The following is a 19,807-nucleotide window of genomic DNA, read 5'->3' as shown; positions in this document are numbered from 1 at the left end:
GAATGTATTGTCCAAAACATCGAGTCCGGTTTTGACCGGGAGACAAAAGGCAGCCATTTTATTAATTACATTAGGGCCGGAGGTATCGGCTCAAATCTTCAAGCATTTACGGGATGATGAAATCGAGCAGCTTACCCTCGAGATTGCTAACGTCCGTAAAGTCGACAGCGCCGAGAAAGAAATGATTATGGCGGAGTTCCACCAAATCTGTTTGGCGCAAGAGTATATCACCCAGGGCGGCATCACTTACGCCAAGGAAATTTTGGAGAAAGCGTTGGGCCAGTCCAAAGCGGTGGACATTATCAACCGTTTGACGGCAACCCTTCAGGTGCGGCCGTTCGATTTTGCCCGTAAGGCTGATCCAAATCAAATTCTGAACTTTATCCAGAACGAAAACGCGCAAACGATTGCTCTGGTGTTGTCTTACTTGCAATTTGAACAGGCGGCAGCAATCTTGTCTTCACTGCCTCAGGAGAAGCAAGCAGAAGTTGCGCGGAGAATCGCGATGATGGATAGCACATCGCCGGAGGTTATCGCCCAGGTGGAACGTGTACTGGAACAGAAACTTTCTGCTACGGTAACCCAGGATTACACCAGCGCCGGCGGCATCGAATCGATCGTCCAGATCTTGAATGGTGTTGACCGGGGGACGGAACGAACGATACTCGATTCGCTTGAAATTCAGGATCCCGAGTTGGCCGAAGAAATCAAGAAGCGGATGTTCGTCTTCGAGGATATCGTCAATATCGACAACCGTTCCATTCAGCGGATTATCCGCGATATCGAGAACAGCGACTTGCAGCTTGCCCTCAAAGTGGCCAGCGAAGAAGTTCGCGAGGCGGTCTTCCGCAACATGTCGAAGCGGATGTCCGAGACGTTCAAGGAAGAGATGGAATACATGGGGCCGGTGCGGCTGCGTGACGTGGAAGAAGCACAAACCCGCATCGTAGCTACTATTCGCAGGTTGGAAGAAGCGGGTGAAATTATTATCGCCCGCGGCGGAGGAGATGACATCATTGTCTAATTTGATCAAGGTGTCTCAATACGTGCCGGTTGAAATCTTGAAGCAATTGAATGTAGCCAAGGTTCATCCGACAGCCGAGGACCCGTCATCTGATCACGCCGAGAATCCGGTTGCACAAGGCCCTTCCGCTGAAGATCTTGCGGCCGAAGAGACGAGACGTCAGATGTTAGCGGATGCGAAAGAGTTCGCCGAACGTCAAGTTAGGGAAGCGGCGGAGCAAGCGGAACGCATGCTGGTCGAAGCACAGCAGCAAATCGACACCTGGTGGCAGGAGCGCCGTGAGCAGGATGAACAGATGATTGAAGCTGTCAAAGCGGAGGGCTTCACTCAAGGCTACGAGGAAGGGAAAGCGCAGGCAGAAGCAACGATGCGCGCCAAGATCGAAGAGATGATGAATGAAGCGAGTTCCGTTCTCCAGCAGGCTTATGAGGAGAAAGAGCGTATCATTCAGGAAGCCGAGCCGTTTCTGGTCGAATTAAGCTGTGCAATTGCCGAGAAAGTCATCGATAAGCAGCTTGAGCTGAAACCGGAATACGTTATCGAGCTGATCAAGAAGAGTCTGGCGCGCAAACGCGAGCAAGGAACCTTGACACTGTGCGTTTCGCCGAACGATTTTGCCTTCGTGCAGGCGGCTAGGGAGGAGCTCAGTCTTGCGATTGACTCGCAGGCAGAACTTCAAATTTTGCCGGACCCAACCGTCAAAGATCGCGGTTGTGTTATCCGTTCTTCTTTCGGCAGCGTGGACGCCAGAATTGATACCCAATTGACGGAGATTAAGAAGGAATTGTTGCGGGTTTCTCTACAGATGGAGGAGCGGGGGCAAGCGAATGACGAGTTTGAAAGCTGAACGTTACATTGATCATCTCAGACAGCTTGATCCGATCAGAATCAACGGGAAGGTGACGCAAGTCATCGGACTGATGGTTGAATCCGAGGGCCCTGATGCCAGCATTGGCGATCTCTGTTACATCTATCCGAGTAAAGGGGCTCAGCCTTTGCAAGCGGAAGTCGTCGGTTTTCGCGATAACAAGGTATTGTTGATGCCGCTCGGTGAACTGCAATCGATCGGACCAGGTTGTGATGTAGTTGGAACCGGCAAGCCTCTGACGGTGCAGGTGGGTTCGGAGCTCCTAGGTAAGGTGCTGGATGGCTTGGGGCAACCGCTAGACGGTTCGTTGCTTCCTTCTCGGATGGGTCACTATTCGACCTATAATAAGCCGATGAATCCTCTGAATCGTCCGCGGGTCTCCGAACCCATCGGCATAGGCGTACGAGCCATCGATGGTTTGCTTACAATCGGTAAAGGTCAGCGGGTGGGGATTTTCGCTGGCTCTGGGGTCGGGAAGAGTACCTTGATGGGGATGATTGCTCGCAATACTTCGGCCGATGTGAACGTGATTGCGCTCGTAGGAGAACGGGGGCGTGAGGTGCTTGACTTTATTGAACGGGATCTTGGTCCGGAAGGGTTAGAGCGCTCGGTTGTCGTGGTTGCAACCTCCGATCAGCCGGCATTAATTCGGATGAAGGGGGCGTTGATCGCCACAACTATCGCAGAGTATTTTCGGGATCGCGGACTTAACGTCATGCTGATGATGGATTCCGTCACTCGTTATGCGATGGCATTGCGTGAGGTGGGGTTAGCTGTAGGCGAACCTCCTGCGATGCGGGGGTACACCCCTTCTGTATTTGCCGCTTTACCGAAGCTGATGGAGCGGGCAGGGACTGGACCAACCGGTTCGATTACCGCGTTCTATACCGTGCTCGTTGACGGTGACGATATGAACGAACCAATTGCGGATGCCGTCCGCGGGATCTTGGATGGACATATCGTTTTGAACCGCGGGATCGCCAATAAAGGGCACTTCCCGGCGATTGACATTCTAGCCAGTATTAGCCGGGTAATGAAGGATATTGTTTCGGATGAGCAAAATGAGGCAGCCGAAAATCTGAAACGGTTGATGGCTGTTTATAAGGATTCCGAAGATTTGATTAATATCGGCGCTTACCAACCCGGATCGAACCCGGATATTGATGAAGCCATTGGCGCCATTCAGCAGATCTGGAGCTTTACGAAGCAGAAGGTGAATGAGAAGGTGACGCTCGCCGAAGTTCAGGAACGGCTTATTTCCGAATTCGCAAGGAGATGAAACGTAGAGAATGAAGTTCCGTTACGTGTATCAGAAAGTAGTTGATTTGAAATCCAACGAAAAAACGCAGGCCGAATGGATGTTATCCGCAGCTATTGGGCAATTGCAGTCAGAACAACGCTCGTTGGAGCAGTTGCTGGAGGAGAAAGCCAATACCGCAGCGGTAATCGCTGCAGAAGCGGAGAGTACCGCCTCCATGATCAAACTGCAGGAACTTCAGCGATACATGGATTTTCTTGACCAAGCGATTGAGCGGAAGCTGGCGGACATTCGCGCAGCGGAGGTCAACGTCGAGCATAAGAAGACGATTTTAAAGGGGAAAATGCTGGACGAAAAGGTATGGCTTAAAGCGAAAGAGAAGGCCATGGATAAATTTCGGCACGAAATGCTTCTTCGGGAACAAAACGAGCTGGATGAGATGGCTACTGTCCGGTTCGCCATGAGAGCCCGATAAAGTAACGGGCGCCCATACGGTTGTTCGAAGGAGGGATAGAGATGGCAAAAACGGTGGTGGACGAAGAATTGGATGAAGAGACAGGGGGAGGATTTTCGCGCTTTCTGTTCTTCATGACACCTATTCTTTTTACGGTTGTTCTACTAGGGGTGTTATTAACCTTATTTAATATCGACTTTCGTAACACCATGATTGATTGGGGGAACCGGATTCCGCTGGTGAAAAACCTGGTTCCGGATCCAATTGCTCCAGAGGGTGAAGCAACGGATGCTGCGAAGGAAGAGCAGAAGCAGCGGGAGAGCACTGAAGCTACTGTGAAGGAACTAAAGGAGCAGTTGGCTAAGCAGCAAGCTGAGCTGCAAACCGCGAACCAACAAGCAGCCGAACAGCAGGAGAAAGTCAAGGAGCTGCAGGAGCAACTGGCTTCCGTTCAGCAGAATGAGAACGATCAGCAGCAAGCGGCAGAATTGGAGGCCTATCAGAAGGAAGTTAAGAAGCTGGCCAATCTGTATGCGGAAATGAGTCCTAGCAAAGCGGCAGCGATTTTTAATAAGTTGACAACGGAAGAGTCGCTGCAGATGTTAAGTGTAATGAACAATGAGAGTAAAGTGGCCATTTTGGAGAAGATGGACCCGCAAAAGGCCGCGGATCTTTCGATTAAGCTGAAGGATGTGAAGACGTCCGAGGACTTGGCGATCGCTGCGCTGCAATCGAGACTCAAAATGGAATCAACAGCGGATACTGCAGCTACTGCAAGTGGAGTAGGGCTAAGCGATACGGAGCTGGGGCAAACCTTCTCCTCGATGGCTGCAACAGATGCCGCCAAGCTGGTGCTTCAGACATACAAGCTAAGTCCCGAGAAGGGGCTGAAAATCCTCAAATCGGTAAACGGAACTGCTCGTTCTAAGATTTTGACGGAAATGGCGAAGTCTGACGAGAAGACATCAGTGAAGATCCTGAATCAGCTGGTAAGTAAGTAATATAATGAAGAAATTTAGCATTGAAAGGAGGTGAAACAAAATGAATTCATCTATGTCGCAAGTGAATGTAACCAAAGCCGGGACGGTTAACTCGTTGTGGTACGGATCGGCTGGCAAGGCGGAAGCGGGGCAAACGGCTGCTTTGTCTTTTGATCAGAAGCTCCTCGCTTTGCTGCTCGGCAATGCTCAGCCGCAGGAAGGACAAGCCTCAGCACAGATGATCTCGCTAGCTGGATTGCCAAGTGGCACGGAAGGTACATCTTCCGAAGTGACTGAAAATACGCTTGTCTCGACAATTGAAGGATTGTTGGACCAATTGTCGAAATTGGACGATGCACTTCAATCGGATCCTGCGTTGCTTTCGTTATTGCAAGGCTGGCTGCAAAGTGTTCAACCCCTATTACAACAGGCAGGTATGTCTGATAATGCGAGTCTAGGTGCTGATGGAGACAGCGCATTACCTGTGCTAGCTCAGCAGCCGGAGACGATGCGGTTTGCGGTTCAGGATACCCTTGTTCAACTATTAGCCGCAGCGGAGTCGAACGGAGGTGCCGCTAAGCTGACTGCAAGTGCACAGGGGCAAGCCGTTACTATGCTGGATTCTCTACAACAACTGCTAGATGCGATCTCGGAATCGGCGGAGGCGAAATCTAATGGCGGAAAAGGGACGGAAGCGACAGGATCACAACCTCGTACCTTCACAACAGATCCAGGTGCAACAGCCAGTCAACCAGGACACACAGGCCAAAATGGGGACATGATGAACAGAGGAGATGTTCGTGCTGTACAATCGAGTTCACAGTCTAGCAATACGGCAGTATTTCGCGTTAATGATCTGGCATTCGAAACCGACTCAGCAGTTGACGGGGGAACCTCGGAAACTAACGTACATGAAGATCCCGTTCAAACTGGCCAAATCGTGACCGCAGGGCAGTTGGCACTTCGGGACAACGGAATCAAGTCCGTGAAGCATGTAGCCAAACCGGTTCCAGTTGAGAACTTCGCGAAAGAAATGAGCGGTTTCCTGGTGAATAAGCTGGAGATCGTGAATCTGAAAGGTGTGTCCGAGGCGAGAATTTCGCTCTATCCGGAGCATTTGGGACAGGTTGACGTGCGCATTACAATGCAAAACGGCCAATTAACTGCCCAATTTATGACAGAGCATGCTTTTGCCAAGGAATCGCTGGAACAACAAATGGCACAACTTAGATCGGCATTGCAATCTCAGGGTCTTCAGGTTAACAAACTGGAGGTTACACAAAATACGTCATTGTCGTCCCACATGTACCATGATGGCCGGCAATCCGGCGGAGGCGCAGGACAACAACAAAGCGAAAAACGTCGTCCCGTAACAGAGGACGAAACTCTGGCTATCCATGACTTGAACGAAGAATGGAACGAATGGGTAGCTGAAGTCAGAGCCAAAGAGCAAAGCTATGGCAGTTCCTTTGTTGCTCGGGCTTAAATCACCTTAATTCGCAGAAAGGAGGTACCTCCGTGGCTGACACGTATTTTTCTTCGGTGTCGTGGCCGAATTACTCGCAAAATAACGTTCAGAAGGCCAGTACGAAAAACAATGAGTTGGGTAAAGATGCTTTCCTTAAACTCATGATTGCTCAGATGCAAAATCAGGATCCGTTATCCCCAATGGATAATACGCAAATGGTTGCACAAATTGCTCAGTTTACTTCTGTCGAGCAGTTGACCAACATTTCAGAACAGATAACTGCATTGGGAGAGTCCTTAGGCAATGATTCCGGATTGATCGGAAAAGAAGTTACATGGGTGACTGAGACCAAAACAGGTAATTATGATGTTTCTACAGGTAAAGCTGAAGTCATTGTCGAGAAGGAAAGCGGCATCGTAGAATCCATTATCGTTCGCAGTGGTGTCCACTACGTGAAAGTAGGAGATAAGGAGATTAAAATCTCCGATATTGAACAAGTAGGCGTACCTGCTGACGCGTCTGACGGCGCTGGCCAAGGAGCGGATCTGTTATGAACGAGCCGATCCGAGTAGGCCAGCTATATGCGGGCAGAATCGGGCCTAATGCACTAACGGCAAATAAAAGCACGCCGCTAAATACTGCAAGAAGTAACTTTAAGGAGATGCTGGAGGATCGACTGGTCCATTTCAGCAACCATGCGGTAAAACGTTTGGAGCAGCGCGGAATCGAGCTCAAGCCGGAGCAGTTAAACAAGATTGAATCGGCGATTGACAGCGCGGCAGCTAAAGGAGCGAAAGAGTCCCTTATTTTATTGAAAGATATGGCCCTGATTGTGAACGTCCACAATCGGACCGTCGTTACCGCGATGGACGGAAGCAGCATGAAGAATAACGTATTTACTCAAATCGATAGCGCCGTCATCATTTCTTAAAATTGGCTGGACCGGTTACGGGAGCCAATCGGTTGCGGATCGACTGAAGCGGCCGAAGCAATCATTTTAATCAGTGGAAGGGATGAGAGCAAATGTTAAGATCAATGTATTCTGGCGTATCTGGAATGCGTGGTTTCCAAACCAAGCTTGACGTCATCGGCAATAATATTGCAAACGTCAATACGGTAGGCTTCAAATCAGGACGCGTTATGTTTAAGGATATCATGAGCCAGACGGTCTCCGGGGTTACGGCTCCAGTAGATGGTGAATCTGGCGGCGTGAATGCCAAGCAAATTGGACTTGGGGTCTCCATCGGTTCTATCGATACATTACATACTGGCGGCAGTGCGATGATAACCAATAATCCGCTGGATATGCGGATTGACGGTGACGGATTTTTTCTTGTAAAACTGACGCCCGATCAAGAGGTTCCTTTCCTGACTCGTGCGGGAGACTTTCATCTGGATGCTGCGGGCCAACTGGTCACTTCGGATGGTTTGCTCGTTTGCAACAGCGATGGTGACGTTATGGAGCCAATCGACTTCGAAGCGGTAACAGCCTTTACGATTGCATCTGATGGTACGATGATGCTGAAAAACCCTGAAGGGGGCACAGATCCTGGTGAGATTATTGGGGTAGCTCGGGTCACGAACCCGGAAGGTCTGGAGAAGATTGGTGGTAACCTTTATCGGGTCACCTTGAATGCCATCGCAGACGGAGAATTGACGTATACGAACCCGAATAACGCAGAAGAGGGGACGGGTGCTCTAATTGTCGGACAGTTGGAAATGTCCAACGTCGACTTAACGGGCGAGTTTACCGAAATGATCGTAGCGCAGCGGGGGTTCCAAGCGAATTCGCGGATCATCACGACCTCGGATGAAGTGCTTCAGGAAGTTGTTAATCTGAAACGTTAAGCGAAGGGGTAGTCGGGGAAAGGGTTAACCGCCGTTCCCCGACGGCCCTCCCCGCTTCCTTGATCGCTTAGGAGGGAAATCATGATTTCAGTAACACGCCTTAACGGTTCACAAATGTGGCTAAATGCCATCATGATTGAGACCGTGGAAGAAACACCGGATACATACGTCACCCTGGTCACAGGGAAGCGGATTATCGTGCTGGAGAAGGCGGCCGATGTGATTCAGATGATAAGCGATTATTATCGTGAGATCGGCATCCACGCAGCAACTATTAAAGTGCAACAAACGGAGGAATGGTCATGAAAAGAATGCTGCCATGGTTAATTACGATTTTGCTCGCCATCACATTGATCGTATTGGCCGCCTTCCTGCTGGTGAATCAAATGAATAAACCTGCACCAGGTACCGAAATGAATGCTGCTGTTGACAGTGTAGCAGTACCGAAGAAATTGTCGGCCGACGAACTCGTTCAGGTAACATCTACGATTGACGATATCAAGACGAATTTGTCCGATCCGGATTACGTGGTGGTCATTGATTTTGCGTTCCAATTGGATAGTGCGACTTCCAAGGAAACCTTCGATAAAATCAAGGATTACAAAATCAAGCCGATTATTATCAAAACGTTGGCGGATACCAAACCGGAGGAATTGACGGGGGCATTGGGAAAAGACAATCTGAGTTCCAAATTGCTCAACCTGATCAACAAATCGCTGCCGGAAGGGAAATTGATTCAGATCGATATTACTGACTTCATCATGTCAACGATCTAACGAATATCGAACGAATAGAGATTTTTCTAAGGGGGTGAGATGGTTGGTTGATGTGTTGTCGCAGAACGAAATCGATGCGTTGCTAGCTGCGTTATCGTCGGGTGAAATGGACGCCGAAGAACTGAAAAAGGAAGATACGCAGAAGAAGATCCGTTCTTATGATTTCAAAAGAGCGGTGAGATTTTCCAAAGATCATATTCGAAGCTTAACCCGAATACATGAGAACTTTGCCCGTTATCTCACTACCTATTTTTCGGCTCAACTGCGAACGTTCGTGCAAATTAACGTTGTTCAGGTCGAGCAACTTCCTTATGACGAGTTTATCCGCTCCATTCCCAAAATGACGATTTTGAACATTTTTGAAGCGGAGCCGCTAGAAGGAAGAATGGTGCTAGAGGTACATCCCAATGTCGCTTTTGCTATGCTGGACCGACTGTTGGGCGGTCTCGGAACAGCTCCTTCGAAAATCGGATCGCTAACGGAGATCGAAACAATTATTATGGAGCGGATTTTTAGCCGGGCTTTTGAAAGCCTGCAAGAAGCTTGGAAAACCGTTGTGGATATCAATCCACGGATGGAGGCGCTGGAAACCAATCCTCAGTTCATGCAAATCGTATCGCCTAACGAAACGATTGCGCTAATCTCACTAAGCACGAAAATCGGGGATACCTCCGGGATGATCAATCTCTGTATACCACATGTTGTAATTGAACCGATCATGCCAAAGCTTTCGGTTCACCATTGGTTTGTCTCTCAGAAAAAGTCGCGTGCTCCCGAAGAAGTTGAAGCGTTGCGAAACCGGGTGAACAAAGCTAAGCTTCCGATCATCGCGGAGCTGGGCGAATCACAGATTACGGTCCGTGAATTCCTGGGATTGTCCGTTGGGGACGTCATCTCATTAAATAAACCAGTCCAGGAAGGACTGCAAATCCGGGTTGGCGATCGATTGAAATATATAGGCAGCCCGGGTACAGTAAAGGATCGGCTTGCGGTCCAAATCGATGAAATTGTCAGCGAAGGAGTTGAGGAACTTGACGAGCAATGATTACTTGTCCCAGGAAGAGATAGACGCATTATTAAAACAAGCCAATCAAGAGACGCCCCAAGAGCTGTCGGTAAACGACGTTCTAACTCCGCTAGAGCAGGACGCCTTGGGGGAAATCGGGAACATCACGTTTGGCAGTGCTGCTACGGCGCTCTCCACGCTGTTAAATAAAAAAGTGGATATCACAACGCCGAAGGTTTCCGTGATCACTCGTTCCCAGTTTGAGTCCGAGTTTCCAAAACCGCATGTTGCGATTCACGTTCAATATGTGGATGGCTTTGAAGGCATGAACTCGTTGGTCATCAAGACGAGAGATGCCCAAGTGATTGCAGATTTGATGCTGGGCGGGGAAGGGAACCCGGAAGAGGAAGAGTTAAATGAGATTCATATCAGTGCCGTGCAGGAAGCGATGAACCAAATGATGGGGTCTTCCGCGACATCAATGTCTACCATTTTTAATCGGTTCGTCAATATCTCGCCGCCAGGCGTTGATATTTTGAACATGTCCAATGGGAACGGCTTGAACAGCTTGCCGGAATCGGACCCGCTAATCAAGATCTCCTTCCGTTTGACGATTGGGGATTTGATCGATTCGACGATCATGCAACTGCTAACCGTGAAGTTCGCAAAAGAGATGGTAGATAGTCTGATTAGTGGATCAGCGGCAGAAACAAAAGCCGGCGCGAAGGAAAGCGCCGCAGCGGCCGCGCCTCCTGCACCTGCGCCTGCACCAACGCCAGCTCCGTCGCCTGCGCCTCAGGCCCCAACGTATCAGCAGCCGCCTGCGCCGTCTCAACCGATGATGCAGCAACCGCCGATGCAAGAGAGTTATGGTTACGGGCAGCAAGCGCCATACGGGTATCCTCCACAAGGTCAACCTTACGGCGAACCCCATCATTATGGGCAGGCACCTGGGCGTAATTTGAATGTACAACCTGTACAATTTGCAAATTTGGGGAACTCATCATTTAACCAGGTTGACGAAAATAATTTGAACTTACTGATGGACATACCCCTTAGAGTCACCGTAGAATTAGGTAGGACCCAACGGCAAATTAAAGATATCCTGGAATTGTCCCAAGGATCGATCATCGAATTGGACAAGCTTGCTGGTGAACCGGTAGATATTCTGGTGAACAACAAACTGATAGCTAAGGGCGAGGTTGTCGTCATTGATGAAAACTTCGGCGTACGCGTCACGGATATCATAAGCCAGTGGGACCGCATTCAAAAATTACAATAGTAGAAGTTTAGGGAGGATTTTAGATCAATGGCTAACCGAATTCTTATCGTAGACGACGCAGCATTTATGAGAATGATGATCCGGGATATTTTGACGAAAAACGGGTTTGAAGTCGTAGGGGAAGCACAGGATGGTGCGCAAGCGATCGAGAAATTTAAAGAGCTGCATCCGGATTTGATCACGATGGATATTACGATGCCCGAAATGGACGGAATTGCGGCGTTAAAAGAGATCAAGAAGCTGGACCCGAACGCGAAAGTGATCATGTGCTCTGCGATGGGGCAGCAAGCGATGGTTATCGATGCGATTCAAGCGGGTGCGAAGGACTTCATCGTGAAGCCATTCCAATCTGATCGGGTTATTGAAGCGATCAACAAAACGCTTGGGGTGTAAACTGAGCGATGAATAACTCGCAAGATTCTTCCCCGTTTTCTGGGGACGTCAACCTTTGGGGGAACTTGTTTACCGTCATCGTAGTTCTTGGCCTGATCATTGCATTAATTATTTTACTGGTCCGTTTTCTTGGGAAAAGGAACCGGTATTTGTCCCAGAGCCATGCGATTCGCACTTTGGGCGCGATTGGCCTTGGACCCAACAAATCCCTGCAAGTGATCGAACTCGGGGGGAGCATCTATCTTGTGGGTGTCGGTGAGGACATTTCGCTGGTGGACAAAATATCCAACCCGGACGAAGTAGCCTCTCTGGTTCAAGCCTTCGAACACGAAGGAATGGAACTTGCCGGATTGTCGTCGACTTTGTCCGGCTTGATCTCCCGTTTTCGAAAGGAACCACCTCGGGAGGAAGAAGAACTGGACGGTGTCGCTTTCCACGAGGTGTTTCAATCGCAACTGCGGAAGATGCCGGACCGAAAACGACAAATGGAGGAACTCTTGCAGGATTCGGAAGAACATTCTACAGATCGGTCGAGGGAGTCATGAAGAGAAAATTGTTAATTGTCGGCTTGCTGCTGACGATATGGAGCATACTCGCGGTCTCCGTAGCATCGGCCGAACCGGTTGACCCGATTCCGAGCATCGGCATTCAAATCGGTAATTCGGATTCGGGCGGGGCGTCAGGTACCACTTCGTTGTCGATTCTCTTAATGATTACGGTACTCAGTATCGCGCCGGCAATATTGGTGCTGATGACGAGCTTTACCCGTATCGTCGTGGTACTGGGGTTTGTCCGCAGTTCATTAGGGACGCAACAAATGCCGCCAAATCAGGTATTAATCGGCTTAGCTTTGTTCTTAACATTATTTATCATGAGCCCCACGCTAACTACGATTAACGAGGTGGCAGTGCAGCCTTATATCAAGGGAGAAATCACCCAGACCGAAGCGTTGGACAAAGCGGCGGTTCCCATGAAGAAGTTCATGTACTCGCATACGAGAACCAAAGATCTACAGCTGTTCATGGGATATACCAAAATGGAAAAGCCGAAGAGCTATGAAGACATCCCGCTTTCGGTGATGGTGCCTGCTTTTGCGATTAGTGAACTCAAGACGGCGTTTCAAATGGGCTTTATGATTTTTATTCCTTTTTTGATTATCGATATCGTCGTTTCCAGTGTACTGATGGCTATGGGGATGATGATGCTGCCGCCGGTCATGATCTCACTGCCGTTCAAGATCTTGCTGTTCGTGCTGGTAGATGGTTGGTATCTGATCGTCAAATCACTATTAGTCAGCTTTAATACCTAGAGGATAGGTTCAGGTTCAGGGAAGGAGAAAACGGTGTATGAGTTCGGAATTTATTATCGGTTTGGCCGGACAAGCCGTATATACCGTGTTGAAGGTCAGCGCACCGATGCTGGTGATCGCTCTCGTGGTGGGGCTCTTGGTAAGTATCTTTCAAGCGACAACGCAAATTCAGGAGCAAACCCTTGCCTTCGTTCCCAAAATCGTCGCTGTTTTACTAGCGTTGTTGTTGTTTGGCCCTTGGATTTTGACGACGCTGGTTGACTTCACCTACGGAATTCTAAATAACCTATCTAGTTATATCGGTTAGGTTGCCGAAGTTATGGATACGATACTGCACGGAATTTCTATTTTTATGCTTATTTTTTGTCGAATGACAGCCTTTTTTGTAGTTTCGCCTATATTTTCATCCCGATCGGTGCCGAATACGTTTAAGGTTGGCTTTGCCGGTATCATCGCGGTTGTCATTCTGTTGACCATTGGTCCGAATCAGTCGATACCAAACGACTTGGGATACATATTGGTGATTATTCGTGAAGTGCTGGTAGGTCTGTTGATGGGGTACGTGGCAAATCTGATCTTCTCCGTTATCCAAATGGCGGGCTCATTTATCGATATTCAAATCGGTTTTGGGATCGCGAACGTGATCGACCCTATGACCGGTGCGTCGGCGCCCGTTTTGGGGAATCTCAAGTATATCATTGCCACATTGGTCTTCCTCAGCATGAACGGCCATCACTACTTACTGGATGCGGTCATTCGGAGCTACAACTGGGTTCCTTTATCCAATCAAGTATTCCAACAAATTTATAACGGGAACTTGTCCGAATTTTTAGTTCAAACCTTCAGCCAGGCGTTTATGCTGGCATTTCAAATGTCAGCTCCGCTGGTGGTAGCTCTGTTCGTCACCGACGTAGCGCTTGGATTCTTGGCTCGAACTGCACCGCAATTCAACATTTTTGTTATCGGGATTCCGGTCAAAATCATCGTGGGGTTACTTGTGCTGTTGGTGCTTGTGCCGGGCTTTATCGTTGCGTTTCAAGCTTTGTTCGAGGTGCTGTTCCGAGCGCTTCATGATCTGCTCGGAACGATAGGACAAAGGCCGCAGTAGGATGGAGGATCGCTATGTCATATCGGTATTCGCTTGATCTGCAGCTGTTCGCTGGCGAAAAGACGGAAAAAGCGACTCCGAAGAAACGTCAGGAGGCCCGGAAGAAAGGTCAGGTGGCCAAGAGCCAGGAACTGACCGGCGCCTTGTTATTAATGGCCGGATTCCTATGCTTGACTGCATTTGCTGGTTATTTCAAGGACCGGTTGATTGGCTTGTTTGTTGACGTGTTTTATCATCGGCTGTCCATGGAAGTAACGAAAACGAACGTGATGGCGATGATGGGGGAGTACGCAGTGCAGGTGTTGTTGCTGTTGGCTCCAATCTTCCTGGTTGTCATCGTCGTGGCTGTTGTCGCCAACTATGCCCAGATCGGTTTCATGTTGATCGGAGAACCGCTCAAAATCAAGTTCAGTAAGCTGGATCCGATCAAAGGGTTTAAAAACATCTTTTCCATGCGGTCGTTGGTTCAATTTATCAAAACGCTTTTTAAGCTGTTGATCATCGGGTATCTCGTCTACTCCACGATTTGGGGGTACCGCGGGAGCTTATCCGCATTAGGGCATGTATCGGTGGATGATACGTTTCATTTTACCGCCCAGTTAACGATGAATTTAGGGTTAAAAATCGCAGCCGCTCTAATCGTACTCGCGGTACTGGATTATATGTATCAGCGATATGAACATGAGAAGAATCTGAAGATGTCCAAGCAGGATATCAAAGATGAATATAAGAAAATGGAAGGCGATCCGCTCATCAAGGGGAAAATTCGGGAACGTCAGCGGCGGATGGCCCTGCAGCGGATGATGCAGGAAGTGCCGAAAGCCGATGTAATTATCACCAACCCGACTCACTTTGCGGTCGCTCTGAAGTACGACGGATCCAAAATGGATGCCCCGCAAGTCATTGCCAAAGGGCAGGATTATGTGGCGCTGCGCATTAAGGAAATCGCCAAAGAACATGGCGTAATTACGATGGAAAACAAGCCGCTGGCACGGGCGTTATTTCAACGAACCGAAATCGGGGAGACGATCCCTGCGGATTTGTTCCAAGCTGTTGCTGAAGTGCTGGCTTACGTATACCGAATCAAAGGCAGACCCAAATCATAATGGGATCGGAGGGGAACTTACGTGAAGAAATTTAAAGATTTATTTATTCTAGTTGGTATAATTGGCATCGTTTTGCTGATGATCGTTCCGATCCCGACTTGGCTGCTGGATATTTTGTTGATCATCAATATTTCCCTCGCTCTGATCATTTTGCTTGTTGCAATGAACACCAAGGAGGCCTTGCAGTTCTCCATCTTTCCAGCCATGCTGCTCGTGACGACCTTATTCCGTTTGGCGTTAAATGTATCGACGACCAAGCTGATTCTGGGACAGGCCAAAGCCGGCCACGTGGTGGCTACTTTCGGATCATGGGTATCCCACGGTGAACCCGTTGTCGGTTTTGTCGTCTTCCTGATTCTCGTGGTCGTTCAGTTTATCGTCATTACCAAGGGGTCGGAACGTGTTGCTGAGGTTGCTGCACGGTTTACCCTCGACGCCATGCCAGGGAAACAGATGAGTATTGATGCCGACCTGAACGCGGGGCTCATTAATGAGCAGCAAGCCCGTGAGCGCCGAGGGAAGATTGAGCGGGAAGCCGATTTCTACGGTGCCATGGATGGTGCGAGTAAATTCGTCAAAGGGGATGCCATTGCGAGTATCATTATCCTCCTGATCAACCTGATCGGGGGCTTTATTATCGGGATGACGATCCATGGTATGAGCTTTGACGAAGCGCTTTCGACATATTCACTCTTGACGATCGGGGATGGCTTGGTCAGCCAGATTCCGGCGTTGCTGATTTCTACCGCAGCTGGCTTGATCGTAACCCGGGCTTCTTCGGAGGGCAACCTGGCAGACGATATTACGGGGCAGTTGTTCACCTATCCGAAGCTGTTATTCGTTGTAGCCGGGACGATCGCTCTACTTGGCACCTTTACGCCGATCGGTATTTGGACAACTTATCCGTTCGCGATATTGATGGTCTTTGCTGCAATTAAGATGCAGAAAAATATGGACCGGCGGCAAGTCGAACAGGAGCAACAGGAGGAGGAACAGCAAATCGAAGAAGTTCGGAGCCCCGAGAGTGTCATCAACCTGCTTCAGGTAGATCCTATCGAATTCGAATTTGGTTATGGGCTGATTCCTCTTGCCGATACGGGGCAAGGCGGGGATTTGCTGGATCGGATCATCATGATCCGGCGTCAATGTGCGCTTGAACTCGGTTTGGTTGTTCCCGTCATTCGCATTCGCGACAATATTCAACTAAAACCGAATGAATATGTCATCAAAATAAAAGGAAATGTCGTAGGCGGTGGTGAATTATTACTTAATCACTATTTAGCCATGAGTCCAGGGGTGGATGATGACTCGATTACAGGTATCGAGACCCGCGAACCTGCGTTTGGCTTACCGGCCCTTTGGATCGATGAAGCGACCAAGGATCGGGCAGAATTGGCGGGCTATACCGTAGTTGATCCACCGTCTGTCGTGGCAACGCATTTGACAGAGCTGATTAAGAAGCATGCGCATGAGCTGCTGGGCCGTCAAGAGACGAAAGCCCTGGTCGACAACCTCAAAGAAAATTATGCGGTTCTTGTCGATGAATTAATACCGTCGGTGTTGTCGATTGGTGACGTCCAGAAGGTGCTGGCCAAATTGCTTAAAGAGAAGATCTCGATTCGCGATATGGTGACCATTTTCGAGACACTGGCAGATTACGGAACCTATACCAAGGATCCGGACGTGCTCACCGAATACGTCAGACAAGCGTTATCCCGACAAATTACCCAGCAATATACCCAACCGGGTGAAACGATGCGCGTAATTACTGTGGGACCGAACCTGGAGAAGAAAATCGCCGAGAGTGTGCAGCAGACCGAACAAGGCAGCTATCTGGCCCTGGACCCAGCTTCAACGCAAACGGTCTTCCAGAAGCTGACCGAACAAATTAACCGTTTGGTCCAAACGGGCCATCAACCGATCCTGCTCACCTCGCCAACGATCCGGATGTATTTGCGCCAAATCATCGAGCGCAGCATGCAAGATATTCCGGTGTTATCTTACAGCGAGTTGGAACCCAATGTTGAAATTCAAAGTGTCGGGGTGGTGAATTTATGAGAGTAAAACGATATATCGTCGACACGATGCCTGACGCCATGTTGAAAATTCGCAGTGAGCTGGGTTCGGATGCGGTCATCTTGAGCACAAAGGAAGTGAAGCTCGGCGGTTTCCTCGGCATGTTCCAGAAAAAGAAGATTGAAGTGATTGCTGCGACGGAGGAAAAGGCGGCACCGGCACCCAAAGCCAAACCGCCTTTGCCGGCACAGCCGTCGGTTCCGGCTCCTGTGGCACGCCAAGCCGTGCCGGAGGCATACCGCAAAACGTCGCAGTTAGCCCAGCCTGCTGCCTCGCCGCAGGCTGTGTCTGCTTCCCCGGTTCTCACGACAATAGGCGGTCAGGAACGAGAGGAGCCGATCATCACCGCGGTCATGCCGCCAGTGGCGCAGGCGCCGGTGACGGAGCTGGGAATGCATCAAACCTCCATTGAACCCACTTCCAGCGGTGCTTCAGTGGCTTCAGCTCGATTGGAGGCGGCGATCGCACGAGCGACAGATTCCGAGCAAATCCTAAGCAAGACGGATTTAGGGGGCGCCAACTCCGACAAAGAAGAGCGCTTGCTGGAAGAAATTCAGCAAATGAAGATGTGGCTCAGCGAGCTGGCGAAGAAGCAAGCTGACAGCCGGGTATTCCCGCCGGGTTTACAGGCGATCCAACAACAGCTGATGAACCAAGAAGTGGGCATGGAGCTTGCCGGTCGGTGGGTAGAAGAAATTTACGAAGCCTGGTTAAGCTCAGGCAAGACATTAAGCGATGACGACATGCGGGCTAGGCTTCAGACCATCGTTACCAGCTTCCTAGATCACCGAATTGATGCGGGGATCGGCGATCAGACAAAGATCGTATATATCGCCGGACCGACCGGGGTTGGGAAGACGACAACCATTGCCAAGCTTGCGGCGGATCAAATTTTCCGGTTGCACAAAAAGGTAGGGTTCATCACGGCGGACACTTATCGAATTTCGGCCATAGAGCAGCTGCGCACGTACGCAACGATCTTAAATGTGCCTCTGGAGGTCGTTCAGTCCCCCGGTGATGTACAACGGGCTATGCAACGCTTAGAGCACTGTGACTTGATTCTGATGGATACGGCCGGAAGGAACTATCTAAATGAGCTGTTTGTGGCGGAGCTGCACAGCTTACTTGCTCCTTCGGATGTCAGCGAGACGTATTTGGTCCTTAGCTTGACCTCCAAAGTGCAGGACATGAAACGGATTACCGAGCACTTTAGCAAATATAAATTGGATAAGTTGATTTTTACGAAGCTGGATGAAACGGAAACGACCGGCGCGATCTTTAATTTGTTAAGCGAGTACCCGTTCAAGGTGTCTTTCCTGACCAATGGTCAAAATGTACCTGATGACCTGCTGCAGGCGGACGCTAAGTTAATGGTTGAACTGCTGCTGGGAGAGCGGAAGCCATGAATGACCAGGCCCAAGCACTCAGACAATTGGTATCTTCGCATCGAGAGGCGGCAGGAGCAACCGCCCGCAAGGATTCAGCCCGGATCGTGACAATTAGCAGCGGCAAGGGCGGCGTAGGCAAATCCAACTTCACGTTGAATTTTGCTTTAGCACTAAAGTCGCTTGGACGCAAAGTACTGATCTTTGATGCGGATATCGGTATGGCAAATATCGACGTGTTAATGGGCATCAGGCCGAGATATAACTTGTACCACCTGCTGAAGGGAGAAAAGAACATTACGGAAATCGTGGAGCTGGGCACGCATGCATTACCCTTTATTGCGGGCGGCTCCGGGCTCGCCGAACTGTTCACCCTGTCCGAAGGGGATCTGAATTACTTCACCTCGCAGATCGAGATAATTTCCGAGGAGATGGACTTCATCCTTTTCGATACAGGTGCCGGTTTGTCGAAGGAAACCCTCAAGTTCATCACCGCTGCCGATGAGTGTCTGGTCGTTACGACACCGGAGCCAACCTCGATCACCGATGCGTATGCCTTGATCAAGGTTGTTCATGGAATGGATCAAAATTTGCCGTTCCGGTTAGTCGTTAACCGGGTTTCCGGGGAGCTTGAGGCGAAGCAGGTTGCCGATAAAATTTCGTTGGTCGCCAGCCGTTTTCTCGATATGGAAATTCCCGTGTTGGGCTACCTCAACGACGATCCGCATGTGATGCAGGCGGTCAAGAAGCAAGTTCCTTTCTCCATCGCTTTCCCCGGTTGCTCGGCAACGCGCGATATTCAGCGATTGGCGTTGGCTTATCTGAATGTTCCGCAAACCAAGCCGAAGGATACTTTATCGGGAATCAAGGGATTTATGCAGAAATGGTTAAAACTGGCAAAATGATTCTTCGTAAAGGAACAGGAGTGGAACGTTGATGTCTTATCGAGTGATGGTGGTAGACGATTCGGCGTTTATGCGTAAGATTATCTCGGATCTGATCGAACAGGACGAGGCTTTTCAGGTCTCGGCAACGGCCAAGAACGGACGTGAAGCCATTGAGCAAATCGCACAGGTTCGACCGGACTTGGTGACGATGGACGTGGAAATGCCGGAAATGAACGGTCTGGACGCGCTCAGGGTCATCATGAAGGAACATCCGTTGCCGGTCATTATGTTATCGGGCATCAATGAACAAGGCATGCGGGAGACGATCATGGCACTGGAGCTTGGAGCCTTCGATTTCATCCGCAAACCATCGGCCACGACCAGCGAGCATGACATCCTGCAGGTCGGCCGCGAGCTGCGCGAGCAGATGCGCGCCGCGATGCAGGCGAAGGAGCGGCGCGATGCCTGGACGGCGGCGCAACTCCGCAGCGCGCCGGTGCTGCCGGCGGCCGGCAAGCCGCCACAGGCAGGCGTTGCCGCGCTAAAGCCGCCGGCGCGGAAGCCGGCGGCGCCCAGCCC

General features: G+C 49.9%; 23 protein-coding genes. All 23 read left to right on the top strand.

Annotation, left to right across the window (positions count from 1 at the left end; all coding sequences use genetic code 11):
• Nucleotides 1–7: 7 nt before the first annotated feature.
• Nucleotides 8–1,024 (top strand): flagellar motor switch protein FliG, encoded by a 1,017-nt coding sequence (fliG, locus tag RW092_RS14490; RefSeq protein WP_085169000.1) that lies wholly within the window; start codon nucleotides 8–10, stop codon nucleotides 1,022–1,024.
• Nucleotides 1,017–1,871: a FliH/SctL family protein gene (locus RW092_RS14485; RefSeq protein WP_085168998.1), complete on the top strand. Its 855-nt coding sequence runs from the start codon at nucleotides 1,017–1,019 to the stop codon at nucleotides 1,869–1,871. Before fliG ends, RW092_RS14485 begins: the two co-directional genes overlap by 8 nt.
• Nucleotides 1,852–3,171, top strand: a complete 1,320-nt coding sequence (gene fliI, locus RW092_RS14480; RefSeq protein ID WP_085168996.1) for a flagellar protein export ATPase FliI — start codon at nucleotides 1,852–1,854, stop codon at nucleotides 3,169–3,171. Before RW092_RS14485 ends, fliI begins: the two co-directional genes overlap by 20 nt.
• Before the next feature lie 10 nt (nucleotides 3,172–3,181).
• Nucleotides 3,182–3,625 (top strand): flagellar export protein FliJ, encoded by a 444-nt coding sequence (fliJ, locus tag RW092_RS14475; protein ID WP_085168995.1) that lies wholly within the window; start codon nucleotides 3,182–3,184, stop codon nucleotides 3,623–3,625.
• Between the two features lie 41 nt (nucleotides 3,626–3,666).
• Nucleotides 3,667–4,605, top strand: a complete 939-nt coding sequence (locus RW092_RS14470) for a MotE family protein (protein ID WP_316010544.1) — start codon at nucleotides 3,667–3,669, stop codon at nucleotides 4,603–4,605.
• A gap of 40 nt (nucleotides 4,606–4,645) precedes the next feature.
• Complete coding sequence (locus RW092_RS14465) at nucleotides 4,646–6,070, top strand: flagellar hook-length control protein FliK (RefSeq protein WP_316010543.1); 1,425 nt, start codon at nucleotides 4,646–4,648, stop codon at nucleotides 6,068–6,070.
• A gap of 32 nt (nucleotides 6,071–6,102) precedes the next feature.
• The gene (locus RW092_RS14460) at nucleotides 6,103–6,606 is read left to right on the top strand and encodes a flagellar hook assembly protein FlgD (RefSeq protein ID WP_016312441.1); all 504 of its coding nucleotides are present in this window, start codon (nucleotides 6,103–6,105) and stop codon (nucleotides 6,604–6,606) included.
• The gene (locus RW092_RS14455) at nucleotides 6,603–6,983 is read left to right on the top strand and encodes a TIGR02530 family flagellar biosynthesis protein (RefSeq protein WP_316010542.1); all 381 of its coding nucleotides are present in this window, start codon (nucleotides 6,603–6,605) and stop codon (nucleotides 6,981–6,983) included. Before RW092_RS14460 ends, RW092_RS14455 begins: the two co-directional genes overlap by 4 nt.
• Before the next feature lie 92 nt (nucleotides 6,984–7,075).
• A complete protein-coding gene (locus tag RW092_RS14450) occupies nucleotides 7,076–7,900 on the top strand; it encodes a flagellar hook-basal body complex protein (protein ID WP_085278871.1) in 825 nt (274 codons plus the stop codon).
• Between the two features lie 81 nt (nucleotides 7,901–7,981).
• The gene (locus tag RW092_RS14445; RefSeq protein ID WP_016312439.1) at nucleotides 7,982–8,206 is read left to right on the top strand and encodes a flagellar FlbD family protein; all 225 of its coding nucleotides are present in this window, start codon (nucleotides 7,982–7,984) and stop codon (nucleotides 8,204–8,206) included.
• Nucleotides 8,203–8,676: a flagellar basal body-associated FliL family protein gene (locus tag RW092_RS14440; RefSeq protein ID WP_016312438.1), complete on the top strand. Its 474-nt coding sequence runs from the start codon at nucleotides 8,203–8,205 to the stop codon at nucleotides 8,674–8,676. The genes RW092_RS14445 and RW092_RS14440 overlap by 4 nt, the downstream gene beginning before the upstream one ends.
• Before the next feature lie 43 nt (nucleotides 8,677–8,719).
• Entirely contained in the window at nucleotides 8,720–9,721 is a 1,002-nt protein-coding gene (gene fliM, locus RW092_RS14435; RefSeq protein ID WP_316010541.1) for a flagellar motor switch protein FliM, read from the top strand.
• Nucleotides 9,708–10,964 carry a flagellar motor switch phosphatase FliY gene (fliY, locus tag RW092_RS14430; RefSeq protein WP_016312436.1) on the top strand — a complete coding sequence of 419 codons (1,257 nt, stop codon included), beginning with the start codon at nucleotides 9,708–9,710 and terminating at the stop codon, nucleotides 10,962–10,964. Before fliM ends, fliY begins: the two co-directional genes overlap by 14 nt.
• Nucleotides 10,965–10,991: 27 nt before the next feature.
• Entirely contained in the window at nucleotides 10,992–11,357 is a 366-nt protein-coding gene (locus RW092_RS14425) for a response regulator (protein ID WP_009223016.1), read from the top strand.
• Between the two features lie 8 nt (nucleotides 11,358–11,365).
• Entirely contained in the window at nucleotides 11,366–11,902 is a 537-nt protein-coding gene (locus RW092_RS14420) for a flagellar biosynthetic protein FliO (RefSeq protein ID WP_016312435.1), read from the top strand.
• On the top strand, nucleotides 11,899–12,666 hold the full coding sequence (gene fliP, locus RW092_RS14415; protein ID WP_016312434.1) for a flagellar type III secretion system pore protein FliP: 768 nt from the start codon (nucleotides 11,899–11,901) through the stop codon (nucleotides 12,664–12,666). The genes RW092_RS14420 and fliP overlap by 4 nt, the downstream gene beginning before the upstream one ends.
• A gap of 37 nt (nucleotides 12,667–12,703) precedes the next feature.
• Nucleotides 12,704–12,973 carry a flagellar biosynthesis protein FliQ gene (gene fliQ / locus RW092_RS14410; protein ID WP_009223019.1) on the top strand — a complete coding sequence of 90 codons (270 nt, stop codon included), beginning with the start codon at nucleotides 12,704–12,706 and terminating at the stop codon, nucleotides 12,971–12,973.
• Nucleotides 12,974–12,985: 12 nt separating this feature from the next.
• On the top strand, nucleotides 12,986–13,774 hold the full coding sequence (gene fliR, locus RW092_RS14405; protein WP_009223020.1) for a flagellar biosynthetic protein FliR: 789 nt from the start codon (nucleotides 12,986–12,988) through the stop codon (nucleotides 13,772–13,774).
• Nucleotides 13,775–13,788: 14 nt separating this feature from the next.
• Nucleotides 13,789–14,880, top strand: coding sequence for a flagellar biosynthesis protein FlhB (gene flhB, locus RW092_RS14400; RefSeq protein ID WP_016312433.1), 1,092 nt, complete (start codon nucleotides 13,789–13,791; stop codon nucleotides 14,878–14,880).
• Between the two features lie 21 nt (nucleotides 14,881–14,901).
• Entirely contained in the window at nucleotides 14,902–16,938 is a 2,037-nt protein-coding gene (flhA, locus tag RW092_RS14395) for a flagellar biosynthesis protein FlhA (RefSeq protein WP_016312432.1), read from the top strand.
• Complete coding sequence (flhF, locus tag RW092_RS14390) at nucleotides 16,935–18,362, top strand: flagellar biosynthesis GTPase FlhF (RefSeq protein ID WP_316010540.1); 1,428 nt, start codon at nucleotides 16,935–16,937, stop codon at nucleotides 18,360–18,362. The genes flhA and flhF overlap by 4 nt, the downstream gene beginning before the upstream one ends.
• On the top strand, nucleotides 18,359–19,246 hold the full coding sequence (locus RW092_RS14385) for a MinD/ParA family protein (RefSeq protein WP_016312430.1): 888 nt from the start codon (nucleotides 18,359–18,361) through the stop codon (nucleotides 19,244–19,246). The genes flhF and RW092_RS14385 overlap by 4 nt, the downstream gene beginning before the upstream one ends.
• A 31-nt stretch (nucleotides 19,247–19,277) precedes the next feature.
• A partial coding sequence (locus tag RW092_RS14380) for a response regulator (protein WP_410055540.1) occupies nucleotides 19,278–19,807 on the top strand: 530 nt, incomplete at its 3' end.

It is taken from the genome of Paenibacillus sp. 3LSP, assembly GCF_032465655.1.
In the GTDB taxonomy this organism is placed as follows: Bacteria; Bacillota; Bacilli; order Paenibacillales; family Paenibacillaceae; genus Fontibacillus; species Fontibacillus barengoltzii.
The sequence above is the reverse complement of the archived record's forward strand: the minus strand, read 5'-3'. Positions and strand labels throughout refer to the sequence as shown.